This is a genomic window from Streptomyces sp. NPDC048337, assembly GCF_043201175.1.
Lineage (GTDB): Bacteria > Actinomycetota > Actinomycetes > Streptomycetales > Streptomycetaceae > Streptomyces.
The window spans coordinates 64709-82855 of record NZ_JBICYR010000026.1; the positions used below are offsets into that span (position 1 = coordinate 64709).

Annotated in this window: 19 protein-coding genes; 10 read left to right on the forward strand and 9 right to left on the reverse strand. The window is 72.5% G+C overall.

Features of this window, described 5'->3' with window-relative positions:
- Positions 1-156: 156 nt before the first annotated feature.
- The gene (locus ACGFYU_RS31780; RefSeq protein ID WP_393830773.1) at positions 157-3327 is read right to left on the reverse strand and encodes a BTAD domain-containing putative transcriptional regulator; all 3171 of its coding nucleotides are present in this window, start codon (positions 3325-3327) and stop codon (positions 157-159) included.
- A gap of 131 nt (positions 3328-3458) precedes the next feature.
- Between ACGFYU_RS31780 and ACGFYU_RS31785 the strand changes: the two genes are divergently transcribed.
- From ACGFYU_RS31785 to ACGFYU_RS31795, 3 genes are all read left to right on the forward strand, one after another.
- Positions 3459-4685 (forward strand): amidohydrolase family protein, encoded by a 1227-nt coding sequence (locus tag ACGFYU_RS31785; protein WP_393830774.1) that lies wholly within the window; start codon positions 3459-3461, stop codon positions 4683-4685.
- A gap of 110 nt (positions 4686-4795) precedes the next feature.
- The gene (locus tag ACGFYU_RS31790; protein ID WP_393830775.1) at positions 4796-5038 is read left to right on the forward strand and encodes a type II toxin-antitoxin system VapB family antitoxin; all 243 of its coding nucleotides are present in this window, start codon (positions 4796-4798) and stop codon (positions 5036-5038) included.
- A complete protein-coding gene (locus ACGFYU_RS31795) occupies positions 5035-5451 on the forward strand; it encodes a PIN domain nuclease (RefSeq protein ID WP_393830776.1) in 417 nt (138 codons plus the stop codon). Before ACGFYU_RS31790 ends, ACGFYU_RS31795 begins: the two co-directional genes overlap by 4 nt.
- Here ACGFYU_RS31795 and ACGFYU_RS31800 read toward each other — a convergent pair.
- Complete coding sequence (locus ACGFYU_RS31800) at positions 5448-5951, reverse strand: FBP domain-containing protein (RefSeq protein ID WP_393830777.1); 504 nt, start codon at positions 5949-5951, stop codon at positions 5448-5450. The two genes, ACGFYU_RS31795 and ACGFYU_RS31800, sit on opposite strands and share 4 nt — an antisense overlap.
- Before the next feature lie 341 nt (positions 5952-6292).
- Here ACGFYU_RS31800 and ACGFYU_RS31805 point away from each other — a divergent pair, with 341 nt between their 5' ends.
- Positions 6293-7162, forward strand: a complete 870-nt coding sequence (locus tag ACGFYU_RS31805; protein WP_393830778.1) for a trypsin-like serine protease — start codon at positions 6293-6295, stop codon at positions 7160-7162.
- Between the two features lie 14 nt (positions 7163-7176).
- On the opposite strand, the gene ACGFYU_RS31810 is transcribed toward ACGFYU_RS31805, so the two are convergent.
- The 5 genes from ACGFYU_RS31810 to ACGFYU_RS31830 form a co-directional block, all read right to left on the reverse strand.
- Positions 7177-7617 (reverse strand): NUDIX hydrolase, encoded by a 441-nt coding sequence (locus ACGFYU_RS31810; RefSeq protein WP_393830779.1) that lies wholly within the window; start codon positions 7615-7617, stop codon positions 7177-7179.
- Between the two features lie 297 nt (positions 7618-7914).
- A complete protein-coding gene (locus ACGFYU_RS31815; RefSeq protein WP_393830780.1) occupies positions 7915-9120 on the reverse strand; it encodes an ABC transporter permease in 1206 nt (401 codons plus the stop codon).
- A complete protein-coding gene (locus ACGFYU_RS31820; RefSeq protein ID WP_393830781.1) occupies positions 9117-9815 on the reverse strand; it encodes an ABC transporter ATP-binding protein in 699 nt (232 codons plus the stop codon). The genes ACGFYU_RS31815 and ACGFYU_RS31820 overlap by 4 nt, the downstream gene beginning before the upstream one ends.
- A 5-nt stretch (positions 9816-9820) precedes the next feature.
- Positions 9821-10951, reverse strand: a complete 1131-nt coding sequence (locus tag ACGFYU_RS31825) for a peptidoglycan-binding protein (RefSeq protein WP_393830782.1) — start codon at positions 10949-10951, stop codon at positions 9821-9823.
- Positions 10948-11436 (reverse strand): hypothetical protein, encoded by a 489-nt coding sequence (locus ACGFYU_RS31830; protein WP_393830783.1) that lies wholly within the window; start codon positions 11434-11436, stop codon positions 10948-10950. Before ACGFYU_RS31830 ends, ACGFYU_RS31825 begins: the two co-directional genes overlap by 4 nt.
- Positions 11437-11526: 90 nt before the next feature.
- On the opposite strand from ACGFYU_RS31830, the gene ACGFYU_RS31835 reads away from it, so the two are divergent.
- From ACGFYU_RS31835 to ACGFYU_RS31845, 3 genes are read left to right on the forward strand one after another with little or no spacing between them, the layout of a single operon-like run.
- Positions 11527-12186, forward strand: a complete 660-nt coding sequence (locus tag ACGFYU_RS31835; protein ID WP_393830811.1) for a response regulator transcription factor — start codon at positions 11527-11529, stop codon at positions 12184-12186.
- Positions 12183-13445: a sensor histidine kinase gene (locus tag ACGFYU_RS31840; RefSeq protein ID WP_393830784.1), complete on the forward strand. Its 1263-nt coding sequence runs from the start codon at positions 12183-12185 to the stop codon at positions 13443-13445. Before ACGFYU_RS31835 ends, ACGFYU_RS31840 begins: the two co-directional genes overlap by 4 nt.
- A 26-nt stretch (positions 13446-13471) precedes the next feature.
- Complete coding sequence (locus ACGFYU_RS31845; protein ID WP_393830785.1) at positions 13472-14266, forward strand: hypothetical protein; 795 nt, start codon at positions 13472-13474, stop codon at positions 14264-14266.
- Positions 14267-14281: 15 nt separating this feature from the next.
- On the opposite strand, the gene ACGFYU_RS31850 is transcribed toward ACGFYU_RS31845, so the two are convergent.
- Together ACGFYU_RS31850 and ACGFYU_RS31855 are read right to left on the reverse strand one after the other, a co-directional pair.
- Positions 14282-14674 carry a type II toxin-antitoxin system VapC family toxin gene (locus tag ACGFYU_RS31850; protein WP_393830786.1) on the reverse strand — a complete coding sequence of 131 codons (393 nt, stop codon included), beginning with the start codon at positions 14672-14674 and terminating at the stop codon, positions 14282-14284.
- Entirely contained in the window at positions 14671-14943 is a 273-nt protein-coding gene (locus ACGFYU_RS31855) for a hypothetical protein (protein ID WP_393830787.1), read from the reverse strand. Before ACGFYU_RS31855 ends, ACGFYU_RS31850 begins: the two co-directional genes overlap by 4 nt.
- Positions 14944-15139: 196 nt before the next feature.
- On the opposite strand from ACGFYU_RS31855, the gene ACGFYU_RS31860 reads away from it, so the two are divergent.
- The 3 genes from ACGFYU_RS31860 (at position 15140) to ACGFYU_RS31870 (ending at position 18123) form a co-directional block, all read left to right on the forward strand.
- Positions 15140-16087, forward strand: coding sequence for an LLM class F420-dependent oxidoreductase (locus ACGFYU_RS31860; RefSeq protein ID WP_393830788.1), 948 nt, complete (start codon positions 15140-15142; stop codon positions 16085-16087).
- 10 nt (positions 16088-16097) lie between these two features.
- Positions 16098-16886, forward strand: a complete 789-nt coding sequence (locus ACGFYU_RS31865; protein WP_393830789.1) for an SDR family NAD(P)-dependent oxidoreductase — start codon at positions 16098-16100, stop codon at positions 16884-16886.
- 115 nt (positions 16887-17001) lie between these two features.
- Positions 17002-18123, forward strand: a complete 1122-nt coding sequence (locus ACGFYU_RS31870; protein WP_393830812.1) for an LLM class flavin-dependent oxidoreductase — start codon at positions 17002-17004, stop codon at positions 18121-18123.
- Positions 18124-18147 lie beyond the last annotated feature (24 nt).

Here is an 18147-nt window from a genome sequence, read left to right on the forward strand (position 1 = left end):
GGTAGGGCCCGTTCGGCGATTCCCCCGCGGACCGCCGAACGGGTAGTCCTCCAACCGACCCTGGCGCCTCCCCCGGCGCGCCGGGTCGATGCACCTATCGTGCCGTCCGGCGATAAACGAACGATGAACGCCTCATTCAACAGACATCATCGCAGGTCAGGCGGCCAGCTCCGAGGACAACAGAGCCCGGACCTCGGCCAGTTCCGCCGAGCCCAGCTGCGCGAAGACCGTCTCCGCCTCCCGCCAGCACGCCCGCGCCCGGTCCGTCTGCCCCAGCCGCCGCAGCGCCTTGCCCAGGACCGTCAGCACGGTAGCCCGCCGCCACTCGCCTCCGATGCCGCGCAGCGCGATGGCCTGCTCGGCGTGCGAGGCGGCCAGCGTGGGCCGGCGCGCCGCCAGATGGGCCTCGGCGAGCCGGAAGTGGGTCACGCCCTCCCACAGCGGCTGGCGGTTGTCGTGGAACAGCGCCAGGGCCTCGGTGAGCTGCGACAGCGCCTCGCCGAGCCGGCCCGCCTGGGTGAGGGCGATGCCCAGCGCGTAGCGGCCGTTGGCCAGGCGCAGGGTCAGTCCCATCCGGTCGTAGATGGTGATGCCCTGCTGGGCGAGGTCGATGGCGCTCGTCAGCCGGCCCAGCTCCACGTGGATGCGGGAGAGGTTGCACAGGGCGCTGGCCTCGCCGACGTTGTTGCCGTCGGCGCGGAAGTTCTCGATGGCCTCCAGCAGGTACCGCTCGCCGTCGGCGTGCCGGCCCTGGTAGAGGGCGATGATCCCGCGGTCGTTGGGCGCCCAGCAACGGGGCAGCGGGTCACCGGCCTCGCGGGCGAGCTCCGTGGCCTGGCGGGCCTCGTCGTCGGCTTCGGTGAAGCGGCCCGCGACGAGGTGGACGTTGGTGAGCGTGGTGCGGGCCCGGCCCTCGGCGTACGGGTCCTTCGCGGCCTGTGCCGCGTCGCGCACGGCGACGGCCGCGGACTCGTACTGCTTGGAGTTGGCCCCGGACTCGGCGAGGTCCTTGGCGGCCCAGAGCAGGTCCACGGCGCGGCGCAGGACCTGCTTCTTCCCGTTGGCCGTCTCGTCGGTCCGTACGCCGGCCTGCCGGACGCACGCCAGCAGCGGGTCGGCCTCGGCGTACAGCCAGTCGAGGGCGGCGCGCGGCTCGCCGAAGACCAGCCCGGGGTAGTGGGTGTCGGACAGGTGGGCGGGGAGGCGGTCGCCGGGGCGTTCCAGGGCGTAGACGCCGGAGGCGGTGGCCAGGTAGAAGTCCAGCAGCCGGTCGAGGGCCGCGTCGCGCCCGCCCGGCGGCTGCTCGTCGCGCTCGGCGCACGCACGCGCGTAGAGGCGTACGAGGTCGTGGAAGCGGTAGCGGCCGGGAGCGGCGGATTCGAGGAGGGAGCAGTCCACTAAAGCCTCGAGGAGGTCCTCGATGTCGTGCTCGGGCAGGTCCAGTACGGCGGCTGCCGCCGAGAGGGAGATGTCGGGCCCGTCGGCGAGCCCGAGCAGGCGGAACGCGCGCTGCTGGGCGGGCTCCAGCTGGCCGTAGCCGAGCTCGAAGGTGGCCTTGACGGCGAGGTCGCCGGTCTGGAGCTCGTCGAGGCGGCGGCGTTCGTCGGCGAGCTTGGCGGCGAGGACGGAGACGGTCCAGGTGCGGCGGGCGGCGAGGCGGGAGGCGGCGATGCGGATGGCGAGCGGCAGGAAGCCGCAGGCGCCGACCACCGCGAGGGCGGCCTGCCGCTCGGCGCGCACGCGCTCCTCGCCGACGATCCGGGTGAAGAGCTGGAGGGCCTCCTCGGGGCTCATCACGTCCAGGTCGACGAGATGGGCCCCGGCGAGGCCCGCCATGCGGACCCGGCTGGTGACGAGGGCGGCGCAGCCGGCGGTGCCGGGCAGCAGCGGGCGGACCTGGGCGGCGTCGCGGGCGTTGTCGAGGAGGACCAGGACGCGGCGGCCGTCGAGGGTGGAGCGGTAGAGCGCGGCGCGGTCGGCGGGGGAGTCGGGGATGGCCGTGTCGGGGGTGCCGAGCGCGCGCAGGAAGGAGCCGAGGACGGCCTCGGGTTCGGCGGGGCGGGCCTCGGTGCCCTGGAGGTCCACGTAGAGCTGGCCGTCGGGGAAGTGCGGGCGGGCGGCGTGCGCGACGTGCACGGCGAGGGTGGTCTTGCCGACGCCGCCGATGCCGGCGAGCGCGGAGACGGCCATGACCTGGCCGCCCTCGGCCCCGCCGGAGAGGATGGTGCCGAGCTCGTCGACGAAACCGGTGCGGCCGGTGAAGTCCGGTACGGTAGCGGGCAGTTGAGCGGGCCGTACGTGGACGGGGGCGGTCGCGGGGGCCGGGTCCTCGGCGCGGGCCAGGTCGGCGTCGGCGTTCAGGATGCGCTGCTGGAGGGCGGCCAGCTCGGGGCGGGGGTCGACGCCGAGTTCGCGGGCGAGGAGCCGGCGGGTGTCGGCGTAGACGGCGAGGGCCTCGGCCTGCCGGCCGCTGCGGTAGAGGGCGAGCATGAGCAGTTCGCGCAGGCGCTCGCGCAGGGGGTGGGCGGCGGTGAGGGCGGTGAGCTCCGAGACGGCCTCGGCGTGGTGGCCGACCTCCAGGTCCAGGTCGAGGCGGGTCTCCAGCAGCTGGAAGCGCCACTCCTCCAGCCGGGTGCGCTCGGTCTCCGCGTGCGGGCCGGGGACCCCGGCGAGGGGTTCGCCGTCCCACAGGTCCAGGGCGCGGGCGAGCAGCGTACGGGCGAGGGCGCGGTCCCCGGCCGCGCGGGCGGCCTCGGCGTCGGCGGCCAGGCTGCGGGCGACGCCGAGGTCGAGGGTGGCGGCGGAGCGCAGGCGGATGGCGTAGCCGCCGGACTCGGTGACGAGCAGCCCGGGGTCGAGGACCTTGCGCAGGCGGGAGGCGTAGGTCCGGATGGTGGCGAGGGCCTGCTGCGGCGGGTCCTCGCCCCAGATGGCGTCGATGAGCTCGGGCGCGGTGGCGGTCCGGCCGTTGCGCAGCAGCAGCGCGGCCAGCAGGGCCCGCTGCTGCGGGGTCCCGGAGGGCAGCGCCTCGGCCCCCCGCCAGGCCCGAATGGGCCCGAGCACGGCGAACCGGGAGCCGGCGGCGGCCCCGGGGGCGGCGGCCGTCCCGGCGACGGGTCGCGCGGCGGTTGCCGTCCAAGCCGCGGACGCGGACGCGTCGGCAGTGACGCCGTCGCCCACCCCGGCCCCCGCCCCGGAAGGGCGGCCCGTAGGGCCGGCGTCGGCCGCGGGGCCAGGACCAGAGCCGGGGCCGGCTTCGGGTGCGGCGGCAGCCGCAGGGGCCTCGGGGTGTTTCCGCGGGTGCGGGATGGCCGGTACGCCGTCCATCTGTCGTCCCCCTGCCTTCCGTCGGTTTAAGGGTCAGTCTGCCCTGTCTTGCGCGTACACGTCAGCCCGTCCCGGACCGATCGGCTCCCAACTAGCTGACGGTTCGTCAGATCGGCGCTACCGTATGAGGTATGGAGACCTTCCCGAAGATCATCTCGGTGGACGACCACACGGTTGAGCCCCCCCACGTCTGGCGGGACCGGCTCCCGTCCAAGTACAAGGACATCGGCCCCCGCGTCGTCCGCGCCCCCTTGAAGGAAATGACCTTCCTGGGAGGCAAGTTCGCCCCCGTCATGGGTGCCAAGGGCGACGACGGCCCGATAGGCGACTGGTGGGTGTACGAGGACCTGCACCGGCCCCTCACCCGCCTCGACACGGCCGTCGGGTACGACCGCGACGAGATCAAACTGGAAGTCATCACCTACGAGCAGATGCGCCCGGGGTCCTTCTCGGTTCCCGACCGCCTCGCGGACATGGACGTCAACCACGTCCAGTCGGCGCTCTGCTTCCCGACCTTCCCGCGCTTCTGCGGCCAGACCTTCACCGAGGCCTCCGACCGCGAGCTGGGCCTGCTCGGCGTACGCGCGTACAACGACTGGATGGTGGAGGAATGGTGCGGCCCGGACGCCCGCGGCCGCCTGATCCCCCTCACCCTCATCCCCCTGTGGGACGCGCACCTCGCCGCCGCCGAGGTCCGCCGCAACGCGGCGCGCGGCGTCCGCGCGGTCGCCTTCTCGGAAATCCCGCCCCACCTCGGCCTCCCGTCCATCCACACGGACTACTGGGATCCCTTCCTCCAGGCCTGCGACGAGACCGGCACGGTCATCGCCATGCACATCGGCTCCTCCTCCCGCATGCCGTCCACCTCGGCGGACGCCCCGCCGGCGGTCGGCTCCACCATCACCTTCGCCAACTGCTGCTTCTCGATGGTCGACTGGCTGATGAGCGGCAAGTTCGAGCGCTTCCCCAACCTGAAGATCATGTACGCGGAAGGCCAGATCGGCTGGATCCCGTACATCCTGGAGCGCGCGAACGTGGTCTGGGAGGAGAACCGCGCCTGGGGCGGCGTCGCCGAGAAGGTCCTGCGCCCGCCGTCCGAGCTCTTCGCGGAACACGTCTTCGGCTGCTTCTTCGACGACCCCTTCGGCCTGAAGAACCTGGACGCGATCGGCGTCGCCAACGTCCTCTACGAGACGGACTACCCCCACTCGGACTCGACCTGGCCGAAGTCCCGCGAGGTGGGCGAGTCCCAGATGGGCCATCTGGCCCCGGACGTGGTGGACCGCATCGTGCGCGGCAACGCGATCGACTTGCTGGGCCTGAGCCCGGAGGGGCTGTGGCCGGGGACGGGGGCGTAGCCGCTTCGGGAAGGGGGCCGCTCCATCCGCAGAAACGATATCTCTTGCCATCGATCTTGATATCGTTTAAGTGGACGGGGCGGGCTGCCCCCATACCCAGGAGGTCCGACATGGCCAGAACCGTGATCGACGTCGACGACGCCCTGCTGGCGGAGGCCGCAGAGATCTTCGGCACGAAGACGAAGGTCGCGACGGTGAACGCGGCCCTCGAAGACGTGGTCAAGCGTCGGAAGCGAGAGGCGTTCTTCGCCCGCCTCGCCGAGGGCCGCCTGCCCGACCTCACGGGCCCGGTCGACCAGCCGACAGAGCCACCTGCGCACGACGCTCCTGATGTCCAGGGCAAGGCGGCATGAACGGACGCTTTCTGATCGACAAGTCCGCACTCGCCCGCTACCCGAAGCCGGCTGTTCGGGCTGTGCTCGACCCCATGCAGCGCTCGGGCGTGCTGGCGTTGTGCGGTGCGATCGAACTCGAAGTGCTGTACAGCGTCAGGGGCAAGGCGGAAGCCGAGGAGGTGCACGAGGAACTCCGGGGCTTCGACTGGCTCACGACCCCCGACGAGGCGTGGGACCGGGCCAAGGAGGTCCAGGCCCAGCTCATCGACAGGGGTACATGGAAGGCGGTGTCGGTTGTCGACCTGATCATCGCCGCAACCGCCGAACGGCACGGGGCAACCGTCCTGCACTACGACGGCGACTACGACATGATCGCCGAAGTGACGGGCCAACCGATGCGTTGGGTAGTGCCGCGCGGGACAGCTGACTAACCCTGGACGACCCGCGCCACGAAGGCGTCCAGGTTCCCCAGGGTCCGCTCGATCCGCTCCTCCACCGTCAGGCTCTCCTCGTGCCGCCCCGCGCGCAGCTTCGGCTGCCGCTTGCCCCGTACGTACAGGGAGCAGGCAAGGTCGGCGCACACGTACACACCCACGGTGTTGCCCTGGCGGCCCCGGACGCCCGCCAGCGGGGCGGTGAGCAGGGTCACGCCGGACGAGGCGTGCCCGGTGAGGCAGAGCTGGCAGAGGCTGGACTTCACCGCACTGGTCCGCGTCGCGCCCGGCACCCGCAGGGTGATCCCGACCGCCCCCTCGGCCCGCGGCACGACGAGATGCGCCCGCAGCGGAGCGCCCGGATCGACCCACCCCAGAAAATCGAGGTCCTGCCACGGCAACTCGCCGAAATCGAGCGGGATCTTCAGGCGCGTCGCCTCGCCCTTGGTGCAGTTCACGAAGGACGAGCGGATCTGTTTCTCACTGAGCGGTTCCACGTCCCCCGACGCTACGCACCGCTTCCCACCCCCGCACCCGAATTTCCGCCCGTTTGTCATCTTGACCCTCACCCGGCCCCCAGCCGGGGGTGGACCGGACCTCCCCCGGCGGCCTTCCCGGGCGACTTCGTCACGGCCCCGCACGACAACACCCCGAAGCCGCCGACCAGCAGGCCTGGCCAACCCGAGGGGGCGGGTGGGCAACCACCGCTATCGGGTGGTCGTGAGAGGGGGGGTGGAGGCTCCGCCCCCGCGTGACGGCGTGCAGGGCCCGCCCCTTGCACCCAGCCCCGCCCGCGGGGCATGCTTCGCCGGGGCAAAGCGGAAGGATCATCATGCCGGTGGACAGGCGGAACGTGGTGACGGCGGTGTTGTGCGCTGTTGCGGCTCTGGGGGCCTCCGCCGCCGTGGCCGAGCTGGTGCCGCCGCCGGAGGGGGCTGCGCCCGTGCGGGCGAAGGCCGCGCCGACCGGGTCGGCGACGGCTCCGTCGCGTTCGCAAGCGGCGAAGCCTCAGCTCTCCGCGCCTCCCGGCACCACGCTGCCGCCGGCCGTCACCCCCCAGCCGGGCGGGCCCGCGGCCTTCACCGGGGCCCTGTTCACCAACGGCCTGGACAGCGACCACTTCTGCACCGCCACCGTGGTGCACAGCCCCGGCCGGAACCTGATCGTCACCGCCGGGCACTGCCTGCTCGACGGGGACCAGAGCAACGGTACGGCCGTGTTCGCACCCGCGTACGCCAACGGGGTTGCCCCGTACGGCACATGGAAGATCGAGGAAGCCTTCGAGGACGGCCGTTGGGCCGAGGGTACGGATGACGACTACGACCTCGCCTTCGCCCGCCTGGCCCCCGACGACAAGGGTCGCACCATCGAGGACGTGACCGGCGCGGCCGTGCTGGACACCAGTGGGCGCGCGGGTGAGGAGGTCACCGTCACCGGGTACCCCGCCGACCGCAAGGTTCCCCGTACGTGCACGGCGGTCACCGTCCGCGAGAGTGCGACCCAGCAGCGTTTCGACTGCGCGGACTTCCCGGGCGGGACCAGCGGCAGCGCGTGGATCGCGCGTGACGGGAAGATCATCGGCATCCTCACGGGAGGCGACACGGACGACGTGTCGACCAGCACGGTCCTCGGCGACTATGCCGCGTCGCTGTACGCGAAGGCCACGGGTGGCGCCGCCGGTACCGGTACCGGTACCGCCAAGCGGTAGGGGCGGCCTCCCCCCTACGCCAGCAGCCCCAAGTGCACCGGTTCCGCAGGGGCGTTCGCCAGGAGCTCCGGCAGCCGCGGCGGCCACAGCGGTTCGCCGAGGGTGGCCAGCCGCTGCGGGGAGAGCCACTGCCAGTGGATGTCGGGCGCCTCGAGGACCGGTTCCCGGCGGGGGCCGGTGGTGAGGTAGATGTGCTCGTGCTGGCGGACGGGGACGCCCTGGTGCGTGAAGTCGTGCTCCCAGGTGCAGAGGAGCCGGCCGGGGTCGAGGTCGGTCCAGCCGGTCTCCTCGCGCAGCTCGCGGCGTACGCACTCCTCGGGGGTCTCGCCGGGGTCTATGCCGCCGCCCGGCGGCAGCCAGTGGATGCCGACCTCCACGTTGTTCTCGCGGAAGAGGAACACCGAGCCGGTGGGGGACACGATGACAACGCGGGCGGCGTGACGTGGAGTTCGCATCGGTTCAGCGTACGCCGGTGATCGCTTGCGGGGGATGGGCCCGGCGGCGCCGCCCCGCGGGTGCGACGCCGCTGCCGGGGCGCTGCCCCGGACCCCGCGCCCCAAACGCCGGTGGGGCCGGATGGGGCCTCCGCCGCCCCGCGGGTGCGGGGCCGTTGCCGGGGGCTGGTCCCCGGACCCCGCGCCTCAAACGCCGGTGGGGCCGGATGGGGCCTCCGCCGCCCCGCGGGTGCGGGGCCGTTGCCCGGGGCTGGCCCCCGGACCCCGCGCCTCAAACGCCCGCGAGGCTGGGTTTCCCTACGTCGCCGCCAGAGCCAGCGTCGGTGACAGCCGGGAGGCGCGGGTTGCCGGGTAGAGGCCGGCCAGGGTGCCGATGGTCAGGGTGGCGGCGAAGCCGCCCGTCAGGGACCAGAGGGGGACCACCCAGGGGAGGCCGCCCGCTTGGGCGTAGACGGCCGTGGCCGCCGCGCCCAGGGCGATGCCGGCCAGGCCGCCCAGTCCGGACAGGAGCAGGGACTCCGTGACGAACTGGATCCGGATCTGCCCCTTCGTGCCGCCCAGGGAGCGGCGAAGGCCGATCTCGTGGCGGCGTTCCAGCACCGAGATGATCATGGTGTTGGCGACCCCGACCCCGCCCACCAGCAGGGCGATTCCGCCCAGGCCCAGCAGCAGCGTGCTGAAGGCGCCCTCCGTGGCCGCCTTCGCCTGGAGCGCCGCCGACGGGTCGCTGACCGAGACGGCGCTCGGGGTCTGGGGGTTGGCCGTCGGGGCGATGAGCCCCCGCACCTGCCTCACCCTGTCGTCCGCCGACCGCTCGTAGACCGCCGTCGGGTGGCCGTCGAAGCCCAGCAGCCGTTCGGCCGCGTCCCAGCCGATCAGGGCGGAGCGTTCGATCTCCGGAGCCAGCGGGACCGGCCCCAGGATGCCGATCACCGTGAAGTACCGGCCGCCGATGAAGACCTGCCCGCCGGGCCGGGTGATGCCGAGCCGGCGTGCGGAGACGTCGCCGAGGACCACGGACGGGTAGCGGGCGGTCGCCCCGTTGAGCCAGGTTCCGTAGGCCATTTCCGCCCGCAGGGTGCCGAGCAGGTCGTCCTTCGCCGCCTTCAGCGCGATGCCGCCGGTCTCCTCCTTCGGGATGTTCTCCGACCGGCGTACGGATTCGGCGACGTCACCGGTGGTGCCGACCGACTCGACCCCCTCGATACGGGCGATCATGCCGGGGGAGTCCTTGGGCAGCTTGGTGTCCTGACCGTTGAACATCCCCTGGCCGGGGGTGGCGACCAGCATGTTCGTGCCCAGCCTGTCGAGTTCGCGCAGCAGCTTGGCCTGGCTGGAGGCCGAGATGCCGACCACCGCGATCATCGTCGCGATGCCGATGGCGATGCCGAGCGCGGAGAGGAAGACCCGCGTCGGGCGGGCGCGGAGCCCCGCCGATCCGACGTGCAGGACGTCCCGCGGGGACAGCCTCGGCGGCCGGAGCGGCCTTCCTGTGCCCCTCACGCGACCACCGCCGTGCGCCGTACGTCGCCCACGATCCGCCCGTCCCGGATCCGCACCTGCCGGGGCAGGCTCGCCGCGATCTCGTTGTCGTGGGTGATCACGGCGATGGTGGCCCCGTCCCGGTTCAGCTCGTGCAGCAGCTCCATCACCGCCTCCCCGGACGCCGTGTCCAGAGCGCCGGTCGGCTCGTCGGCGAGCAGCAGGTCCGGCGACCCCGCCACCGCGCGGGCGATCGCCACGCGCTGCTTCTGCCCGCCGGACAGCTCGTGCGGCCGGTGGTCCATCCGGTCGCCGAGGCCGACCCGCTCCAGGGCCTCGGCCGCCCGGCGGCCGCGCTCCGCCCGCGAGAGGCCGGAGTAGAGCAGCCCCTCGGCGACGTTCGCCCGGGCGCTGATGCCCGGTACGAGGTGGAAGGACTGGAAGACGAAGCCGACGTGGCGCGAGCGCAGGGCCGACAGTGCCCGGTCCGACAGGGCCGCGATGTCGTACCCGGCGATGGCGACCCGGCCGGCGGTCGGCCGGTCGAGGGTGCCGACGATGTGCAGCAGGGTGGACTTCCCGGAGCCGGACGGGCCGACGATGGCGAGCAGTTCGCCGCTCACGACGGTCAGGTCCACGCCGTGCAGCGCCGTGACCCCGCCCGGGTACTCCTTGGTGACTCCGGACAGTTCGACCACCGGAGCCGTTTCGGTCATGTCCGTCATGGTTTCGGGACCCCCACCCGCATGCCCTCCTCGATGGAGCCGCCGGTCACCTCGACCCGGCCGTTGCCGAACATGCCCAGCTCCACCCGTACCTCGCGCACCCGGCCGTCCTCGACGACCTGGACGCCGAAGCCTCCGCCGGTCAGTGCCAGCAGTGCGTTGACCGGTACGGAGAGCACGCCCTTGCGGGTCTCGCCGGTGAGGCCGACCGAGACCGGGGACTGGTCGGGGGCCTTGATCTGGGCCGGGTCGTCGAAGGCGACGATCACCTCGACCTCGGCCTTCTTGTCGCCGTCGCCGTCGCCTCTGCTGCCGCCGTCGCTTCCGGAGCCGGAGCCGGAGCCGGAGCCGGAGCCGGAGCCACCGCCCACCGAATCGATCCGCCCGGTGGCGGAGGCTCCCCCCGGCAGCCGCACGGTGACCTTTTCGCCCGTCTTCGCCGCCCCGGCCCCCGCCTTCGCCGCGTCCAGCCGGATCCGCACGATCCGCTCGGTGCCGGTCAGCGTCAGCACCGGTCTGCCCGGCCCCGGCTCGTCGCCGACCGCGGCGTCGGTCTTCCGTATGCGCTGCGGCCCGGACGCGAAGGTCACGTCCTCCTTGCCGACCTCGCCCGTCTCCGCCGCCTTGTGCGCCTTCTGCCAGCGCTTGACCGCCGTCGCCGTACCCGCCGTGAAGGCGGGGTCCTCCGGGTCGAGCCCCGTCCCGTACCCCAGCGCCTGGAGGTTCCGCTTGAGCTGCTTGACGTCCTCGCCCTTGTCACCGGCCTTCAGCGGCCGGTACATCGGGACGGCCCCGTACATCAGCCGCACCGGCCGGCCGTTGACCTCGTACAGCTTCCCGTCCCGCTCGACCGCCGTGCCCTCGCCCGCGCTCCACGTGATCACGCCCGGCCCGGCCGCGTTCAGCTTGCGCTCCTGCGCGTAGCCCAGGGTGCCCTCGGCCTGGAGGACGACGCTGAGGTCCCCGCGCCGCACCGGCGCCGTGTCCGGGGGCAGCCCGTCCCGCTGCTGCCGTGGCTGCTGTTGCTGCGGCTGCGCCAGCACCGCGTAGCCGTAGCCGCCGCCCGATACGGCCAGCACCGCCGCCACGGCGGCCAGGAGCCATGTGCTCCGCTTCCGTTTCCTCATCGGGCGGCTTCACACTTCTTCATGGCCTCCTCGAAGGCCTTCTCCTGGCCCTTGGGGACCTCCATCGGGGTCATGCCGTTGTCGCGGAACTCCGGGTCCTTGACGTTTACGCCGTTCGCGCGCATGCACTGGGCCTGCTTGAGCGCCAGGTCCTTCTGCTCCTGCGTGATGCCGTTGCCGCCGCCAGGTCCCTGCGCGCCACAGGTCTTCATGGCCTCCTGGAGCTTCCCCTGGTCGACGTCGCCGCCCAGGGCGAGGCCGCGCGGATCCTGGCCGGGTGCGGGGTCGGGCGCGTCTATGCCGTTCTCGCGCAGGCACTTGCGCAACTTGAGCGCGTCGTCGATCTGCTGGGCGCTGGGGCCGTTGCCGCCGCCACCGCTGCTGCCCTTGTCGCTTCCGGAGCCGTTCCCGGCCGAGCATCCGGTGACGGCGAGGGCCAGCCCGGTGAACGCCGCGGCCGTGGTCATGATGAGGGATCGCTTCATGGGCCCGAGCCTGCGCCGGACCGGGATTTCGCTTCCCTCTCCGCCTCCGCTTACAACGACGAAATGCCGGTCTCCGGTAAAGAGGACGCCATGCGCGTACTGGTGGTGGAGGACGAGGAATTCCTCCGGGAGATGATCGCCGAAGGGCTGCGCCGCGACGCGCTGGCCGTCGACGAGGCGGCCGACGGACTGGAGGCCCTGCGGCGCCTGCGCCTGGGCGCGTACGACGTCCTCGTCCTCGACCGCGATCTGCCCGGCCTGCACGGCGACGAGGTCTGCCGGCAGGTGGTGCGCGAGCGGCTGCTGACCCGCGTGCTGATGCTGACGGCGTCCGGGACCGTACGGGACCGCGTCGAGGGCCTGGGCCTGGGCGCCGACGACTACCTCACCAAGCCCTTCGCCTACGACGAGCTCCTCGCCCGGGTCCTGGCCCTCGGCCGGCGCGCCCGCCCCGCCCTGCCGCCCGTACTGGAGCGGGCCGGGATCGCCATCGACACCGCGCGCCGCACCGCCACCCGCGACGGGCACCGGCTCGCGCTGTCGCGCAAGGAGTTCGCCGTACTGGAGGCACTGCTGCGGGCCGAGGGCGCGGTGGTCAGCAGCGACGACCTGATCGAGGAGGTGTGGGAGGAGGACACCAGCTACTCCACCAACGCCGTCCGCGTCACGCTGAGCAAGCTCCGCGCCAAGCTGGGCGACCCGCCGGTGATCGAGACGGTGCCGGGCGCGGGCTACCGGATCGCCGGATGAAGGGCTTCGGCGCCCTGCGGGGCCGCCCCCGCACCGAGCGCGCCCGCCTCACCGCGCTGTACGGGGCCCTGCTGCTCCTCGCGGGCGGCGGACTGGTCGCGCTGGTCTACGTCCTGGTCGGCCAGGGGCTGTACACGAGCGTCAGCGGAGCCGTGAGCACGGTCAGCCCCGCGCTCCGCCGCGGCGAGCGGCAGCCGGAGCCGGATCCCGGCCGCAGCCCCGTGCCCGCCGGGACGGCGGCGCCGGGCGAGCTGCCCTCCGCGGAGGAGCTGCGGGGCTACCGCGTCTACGCCCACACCGTGTCGGACGCCGTCACCGAGGCCGCGCAGCGCCGGCTGCTGACCGTCTCGCTCATCGCCCTCGCCGCCTTCGCCGTCCTGTCGATCTGGCTGGCCTGGTGGATGGCCGGCCGGGTGCTGCGCCCCGTCGCGGTGATCACCGGGACGGCGCGCCGGCTCTCCGGCGAGAACCTGCACGAGCGGATCGCGCTCGACGCCCCGCCCGGCGAGCTGAAGGAACTCGCCGACACCTTCGACGCGATGCTGGGGCGCATGGAGCATCTGGTCTCCGCCCAGCGGCGGTTCGCGGCGAACGCGGCGCACGAGCTGCGCACCCCCCTCGCGGTGCAGCGGGCGGCGGCCGAGATCGGGCTGGCGGGGGATCCCCCGCCGGCGCGGGTGGCCCGGATCCGGGAGAAGCTGATCGGCGTCGCGGACTCCAGCGAGCACCTCATCGAGTCGCTGCTGTTGCTCGCGGTGTCGGAGGAGGGGCTGGAGTCCGGCCGGCCGGGCGAGCCGGTGGACCTCGCGGAGCTCGCGGCGGTCGAGCTGGCGGCCTGCCCGCAGCAGGGGCTGACGGTGGAGCGGACGCTCGCCGCGCTGACCGTGACGGGCGACCGGACGCTGCTGGGCCACCTCGTACGGAACCTGCTGGGCAATGCCGTACGTCACAACCGTGCGGGCGGCCGGCTCGCCGTGGCGACCACCATCGACGGGGAGCTGACGGTGTCCAACACCGGGCCGTTGATCGATCCGGCCGAGGTGCCGATGCTCCTGGAGCCCTTCCGGCGGAGCGCCGAGCGGCAGCACACCGCAGGTGAGGGCGCCGGGTTGGGGCTTTCGATCGTGGCGTCGATCGCGCGGGCGCACGGGGCCGAGCTGGTGGCGCGGGCCAATCCGGAGCCCGACGGCGGGCTGACGATCAGCGTCCGCTTCCCGCCGGCGGACCCCGGGCGGCCGGACGGCGCCCGGTCGCGTTGAAGATCGGCTCATGTACGGTCGGTCCAATGAGCAAGCACGCCCGAGCACGCTCCCGACAAGCACCCGCGTCCCGCCGCGTGGCCCTCGCCGCCACCTTCGGCCTGCTGACCTTCACGGCGGGCTGGCTGTACTCCCTCGACGAGAAGACGGGCGGCACCGCCGCCCCGCAGGCCCGCTCGGACGGCCGTCCGGCGGCCCCGGAGCGGGCGGCGCGCGACGCCGAGCGGGCCGGGCTCCAGGGCCTGACCGGCATCAGCGAGCAGACCCGGGCGAAGATCCCGGCCGAGTCCCGCCAGCTCGTCCTCGTCACCGGCAAGGCCCGGGACTCCTCGGAGTCCACGGCCACGCTCTACACCCGCCCCGAGGCGGGCGCCGACTGGGTCCGGGCCGCGAGCTGGCCGGCCCGCAACGGCGCGAAGGGCTGGTCCACGGAGCGCACGTACGGCGATCTGACCTCCCCGCAGGGCGTCTTCGCGCTGACCGACGCGGGCGGCCTGCTGCCCGCGCCGCCCGGCACCCGGCTCCCGTACGACAAGGACCGCGCCTTCGTGGCGACGGGCCGCGGGGTGAACGGCGAGTCCCTGGCCGGGTCCTTCGACTACGTCGTCGCCATCGACTTCAACCGCAAGCCGGGCAGGTCCCCGCTGGACCCGACGAAGCCGGAGGGCGAGCGCAAGGGCGGCAACATCTGGCTCCACGTGGACCACGACGGCCCCTCGCAGGGCTGCGTCGGCATACCGAAGGAAGCGATGCGGCAGGTCCTGCAAACCCTGGACCCGGCGGCGAAGCCGGTCATAGCGATGGGCCCGGAAGGCTTCTGATCCGGATTCGGTCCGTCAGATCCTGATGATCCGGATCCGGTTCCCACACAGCGCGGACAGGTCCTCGGGATCCGAGGTCAGAAGTGTGACGGGTCCGGCCTGGTCGAGGGCGGTCGCCGCCACGATGGCGTCCAGCGCGTACTTGTGCCCGTGCAGCCCGGCGGCGGCAAGCAGCTTGCTCGCGTTCCGTGCGATGGCCTCGCTCGGCGGGATGATGTTCACGCGGGAGACCGCGTAGTCGAACCGGGCCTGGTTCACTCGGGGATCACGTGCCTCGACGAGGGTGACCGAGCTGATCACCACCCGGATGTCCTCGGCTTCGGCGGCCGTCAGCCATTCCAGCAGACCACGGTCCTGGCGCACGAGGCGGGAGAGCCCCTCGCAGTCGAGGGCCAGTGCCCCGGTCACGCGGCGTCCGACGAGGCCGTGGTCTCGCCGCGCAGGATCGCTCGCTTCGCCTCGACGGCCGCCGGGTCGGCCGGACCGTTCACGGACTCGGAGTCCTCGATCAGCTCTCGGAGCCGGTCACGCTCCAGCTGTCGCTGAATGAGCGCCTCGATGTATGCGGACATGCCGCGCTTGCCGGTGCGCGCTTTGAGCGCCGCGATCGTCCCTTCGTGGAGGGATACGGAAACGGGCCGGGTCGGGCCCTCGCCGGGTGCGGGCTGGTCGGTCATGGAACCAGATTAACAAAGGGAATGTTATTCGTCCCGCCGCTCCCCCCGCGGCCGGTTCCGGGCGGCGTGCGGAGCCGCTCGGATGAACCGGGCTTCCGCGCCACCCCTTGCCTGACGGTCCGTCAGCTACGACGATGGCCCGGCACCGATATGACGAATCGGCAGACGGAGCAGACGAAGGCGAGGCGGGTCCGGCATGGCGCGCGTGTTTCCGCAAGGTCGGCTGGTCTACGGGATGCAGCTCCCGGTCCAGTCGCAGAGCACCATCTACGCCGAGCCCTGGGAGGCGACGGCCACGGCCGCCGACCTCGCCGAGGTGGCGCGGGCCGCCGACCGGGCCGGCTTCGGGTACGTGGCCACCTGCGACCACGTGGCCATCCCGCGGCGGCTCGCGGGCCCCATGAGCACCATCTGGTACGACCCCGTGGCCACCCTCTCCTTCCTCGCCGGCATCACCGAGCACGTCCGGCTCCTCAGCCACGTCGCCATCCTCGGCCTGCGCCACCCGCTGATCAGCGCCAAGCAGTACGCCACCCTCGACCACCTCTCCGGCGGCCGGCTGATCCTCGGTGTCGGCGCGGGGCACGTGCAGGAGGAGTTCGAGATCCTCGGCGTGGACTTCGCCCGCCGCGGGGCCGTCCTCGACGAGACCCTCGACGCGCTGCGGGCCGCCCTCGGCCCCGAGGAGTACCCGGAGTTCCAGGGCGAGCTGTTCTCCTTCAAGGACCTCGGCCAGCTGCCCCGCCCCGCCCAGGAGCGGATCCCCGTCTGGGTCGGCGGCTCCTCGCCCGCCGCCGTGCGCCGGGCCGCCGTCCGCGGGGACGGCTGGCTTCCGCAGGGCGACCCGCGCGACCGGCTCCCGGCGCAGATCGCCCGTATCAGGGCGCTCAGGGAGGAGGCCGGGATCGAGGGCCCCGTCGAGTTCGGGGCGATCACCGAGCCGCTCTACGTCGGCGAGCCCGGCTGGGACACCGGCCGCCGGACCCTCACCGGCCCGGCGGAGGCGCTCGCCGCCTCCCTGCGGGAGTACAAGGCGCTCGGCGTGGACCAGATCCAGGTCCGCTTCCGCAATCGCGACCGCGCCGAACTCGTCGACCAGATCACCGCTTTCGGGGCCGAGGTGGCCCCCCTCCTCAACGACTAGGAGCATCGGCATGGGCAAGCTGGACGGACGCGTAGTGATCATCACCGGCGCCGCACGCGGCCAGGGCGAGCAGGAGGCCCGCCTCTTCGCCGCCGAGGGCGCCAAGGTGCTCCTCGGGGACGTGCTGGACGAGCAGGGCGCGGCCGTGGCCAAGGACATCGGCGAGGACCGGGCCCGGTACGTGCGGATGGACGTCAGCCGCGAGGAGGACTGGGCGGCGGCGATAGCCACCGCCAAGGAGGCCTTCGGCGGCCGGATCGACGGCCTGGTCAACAATGCGGGCATCCTGCGCTTCAACGAGCTGACCGCGACCCCGCTGGAGGAGTTCCAGCAGGTGGTCCAGGTCAACCAGGTGGGTGCCTTCCTCGGCATCAAGTCCGTCGCCCCCGAGATCGAGGCGGCCGGCGGCGGCACCATCGTCAACACCTCCTCCTACACGGGCCTGACGGGCATGGCCTACGTCGGCACGTACGCCGCGACCAAGGCGGCGATCCTCGGCCTGACCCGGGTGGCGGCCCTGGAGCTGGCCGCCAAGAACATCCGGGTCAACGCGATGTGCCCGGGCGCCGTGGACACCCCGATGGCCAATCCCGGCCTGCTGGATCCGGCGAACATGACCGACGAGGCCAGGGACGCGATGGCCGAGCTGTACAAGCGGGTCGTGCCGATGGGGCGGGTCGGGCAGCCGGAGGAGATCGCCAAGCTGGCCCTCTTCCTGACCGGCGACGACTCCTCGTACATCACCGGCCAGCCGTTCGTCATCGACGGGGGCTGGATGGCGGGCGTCAGCATCCTGTAGCGGCCTCCGGCAGATATCTGATGGAGCGTCAGGTATTGACGCTCCCGCCCCCGCGATGGAACAGTCGAGACATCAAATCTGACGCAACGTCAGAAACCAAAGGACGGTGAACCCCTTGGAATTCGGGCTCTTTGTGCAGGGATACGTGCCTGAGGCGCGGTCCAAGGTCGACCCCGAGGCAGAGCACAAGGCGCTGATCGAGGAGACCGAGTACGTCATCCAGGCCGACAAGTCGGGCTTCAAGTACGCCTGGGCCTCGGAGCACCACTTCCTGGAGGAGTACTCGCACCTGTCGGCGAACGAGGTGTTCCTCGGGTACCTCGCCCACGCCACCGAGCGCATCCACCTCGGCTCCGGCATCTTCAACCCGCTCGCCCCGGTGAACCACCCGGTCAAGGTGGCCGAGAAGGTCGCCATGCTCGACCACCTCTCCAAGGGCCGCTTCGAATTCGGCACCGGCCGCGGCGCGGGCAGCCACGAGATCCTCGGATTCCTCCCGGGCATCGAGGACATGAACGGGACCAAGGAGATCTGGGAGGAGACCATCGCGGAGTTCCCCAAGATGTTCCTCCAGGAGGAGTACGAGGGGTTCAACGGCAAGCACTGGTCGCTGCCGCCGCGGAAGGTCTTCCCCAAGCCGTACGGGAAGGCGCACCCGGCCATGTGGTACGCCGCCGGCTCGCCCACCTCGTACGCGATGGCCGCGAAGAAGGGGCTCGGAGTCCTCGGCTTCAGCGTCCAGAAGGTCTCGGACATGGAGTGGGTCCTGGAGCAGTACAAGACGGCGATCCAGGAGGCGAAGGCCATCGGCGCCTTCGTCAACGACAACGTCATGGTCACCTCGACGGCGATCTGCGCGGAGACGCATGAGAAGGCGGTGGAGATCGCGGTCAACGCGAACATGAACCGCTTCCAGTCGCTGGTGTTCCGCTACCACGACACGTTCCCGCGGCCGGAGGCCATCCCGCAGTGGCCCGAGACCCTCCCGGAGTACAACGCGGAGATCATCGAACTCCTCATCGCCGAGGAGCTGCTGATCTGCGGTGACCCGTCGGAGGTCCGGGCCCAGTGCAAGCGGTGGGAGCAGGCGGGGGCCGACCAGCTGTCCTTCGGTCTGCCGACGGGGGTCTCCAAGGAGGACACGCTCACCACGATCAAGCTGATCGGTGAGCACGTCATCCCCCACATCGACACCGACCCGGTCCACCGGACCACCCGCTTCCGCCAGGCCGCGTAGCGCCCAGTACGGGGACGGCGTCTT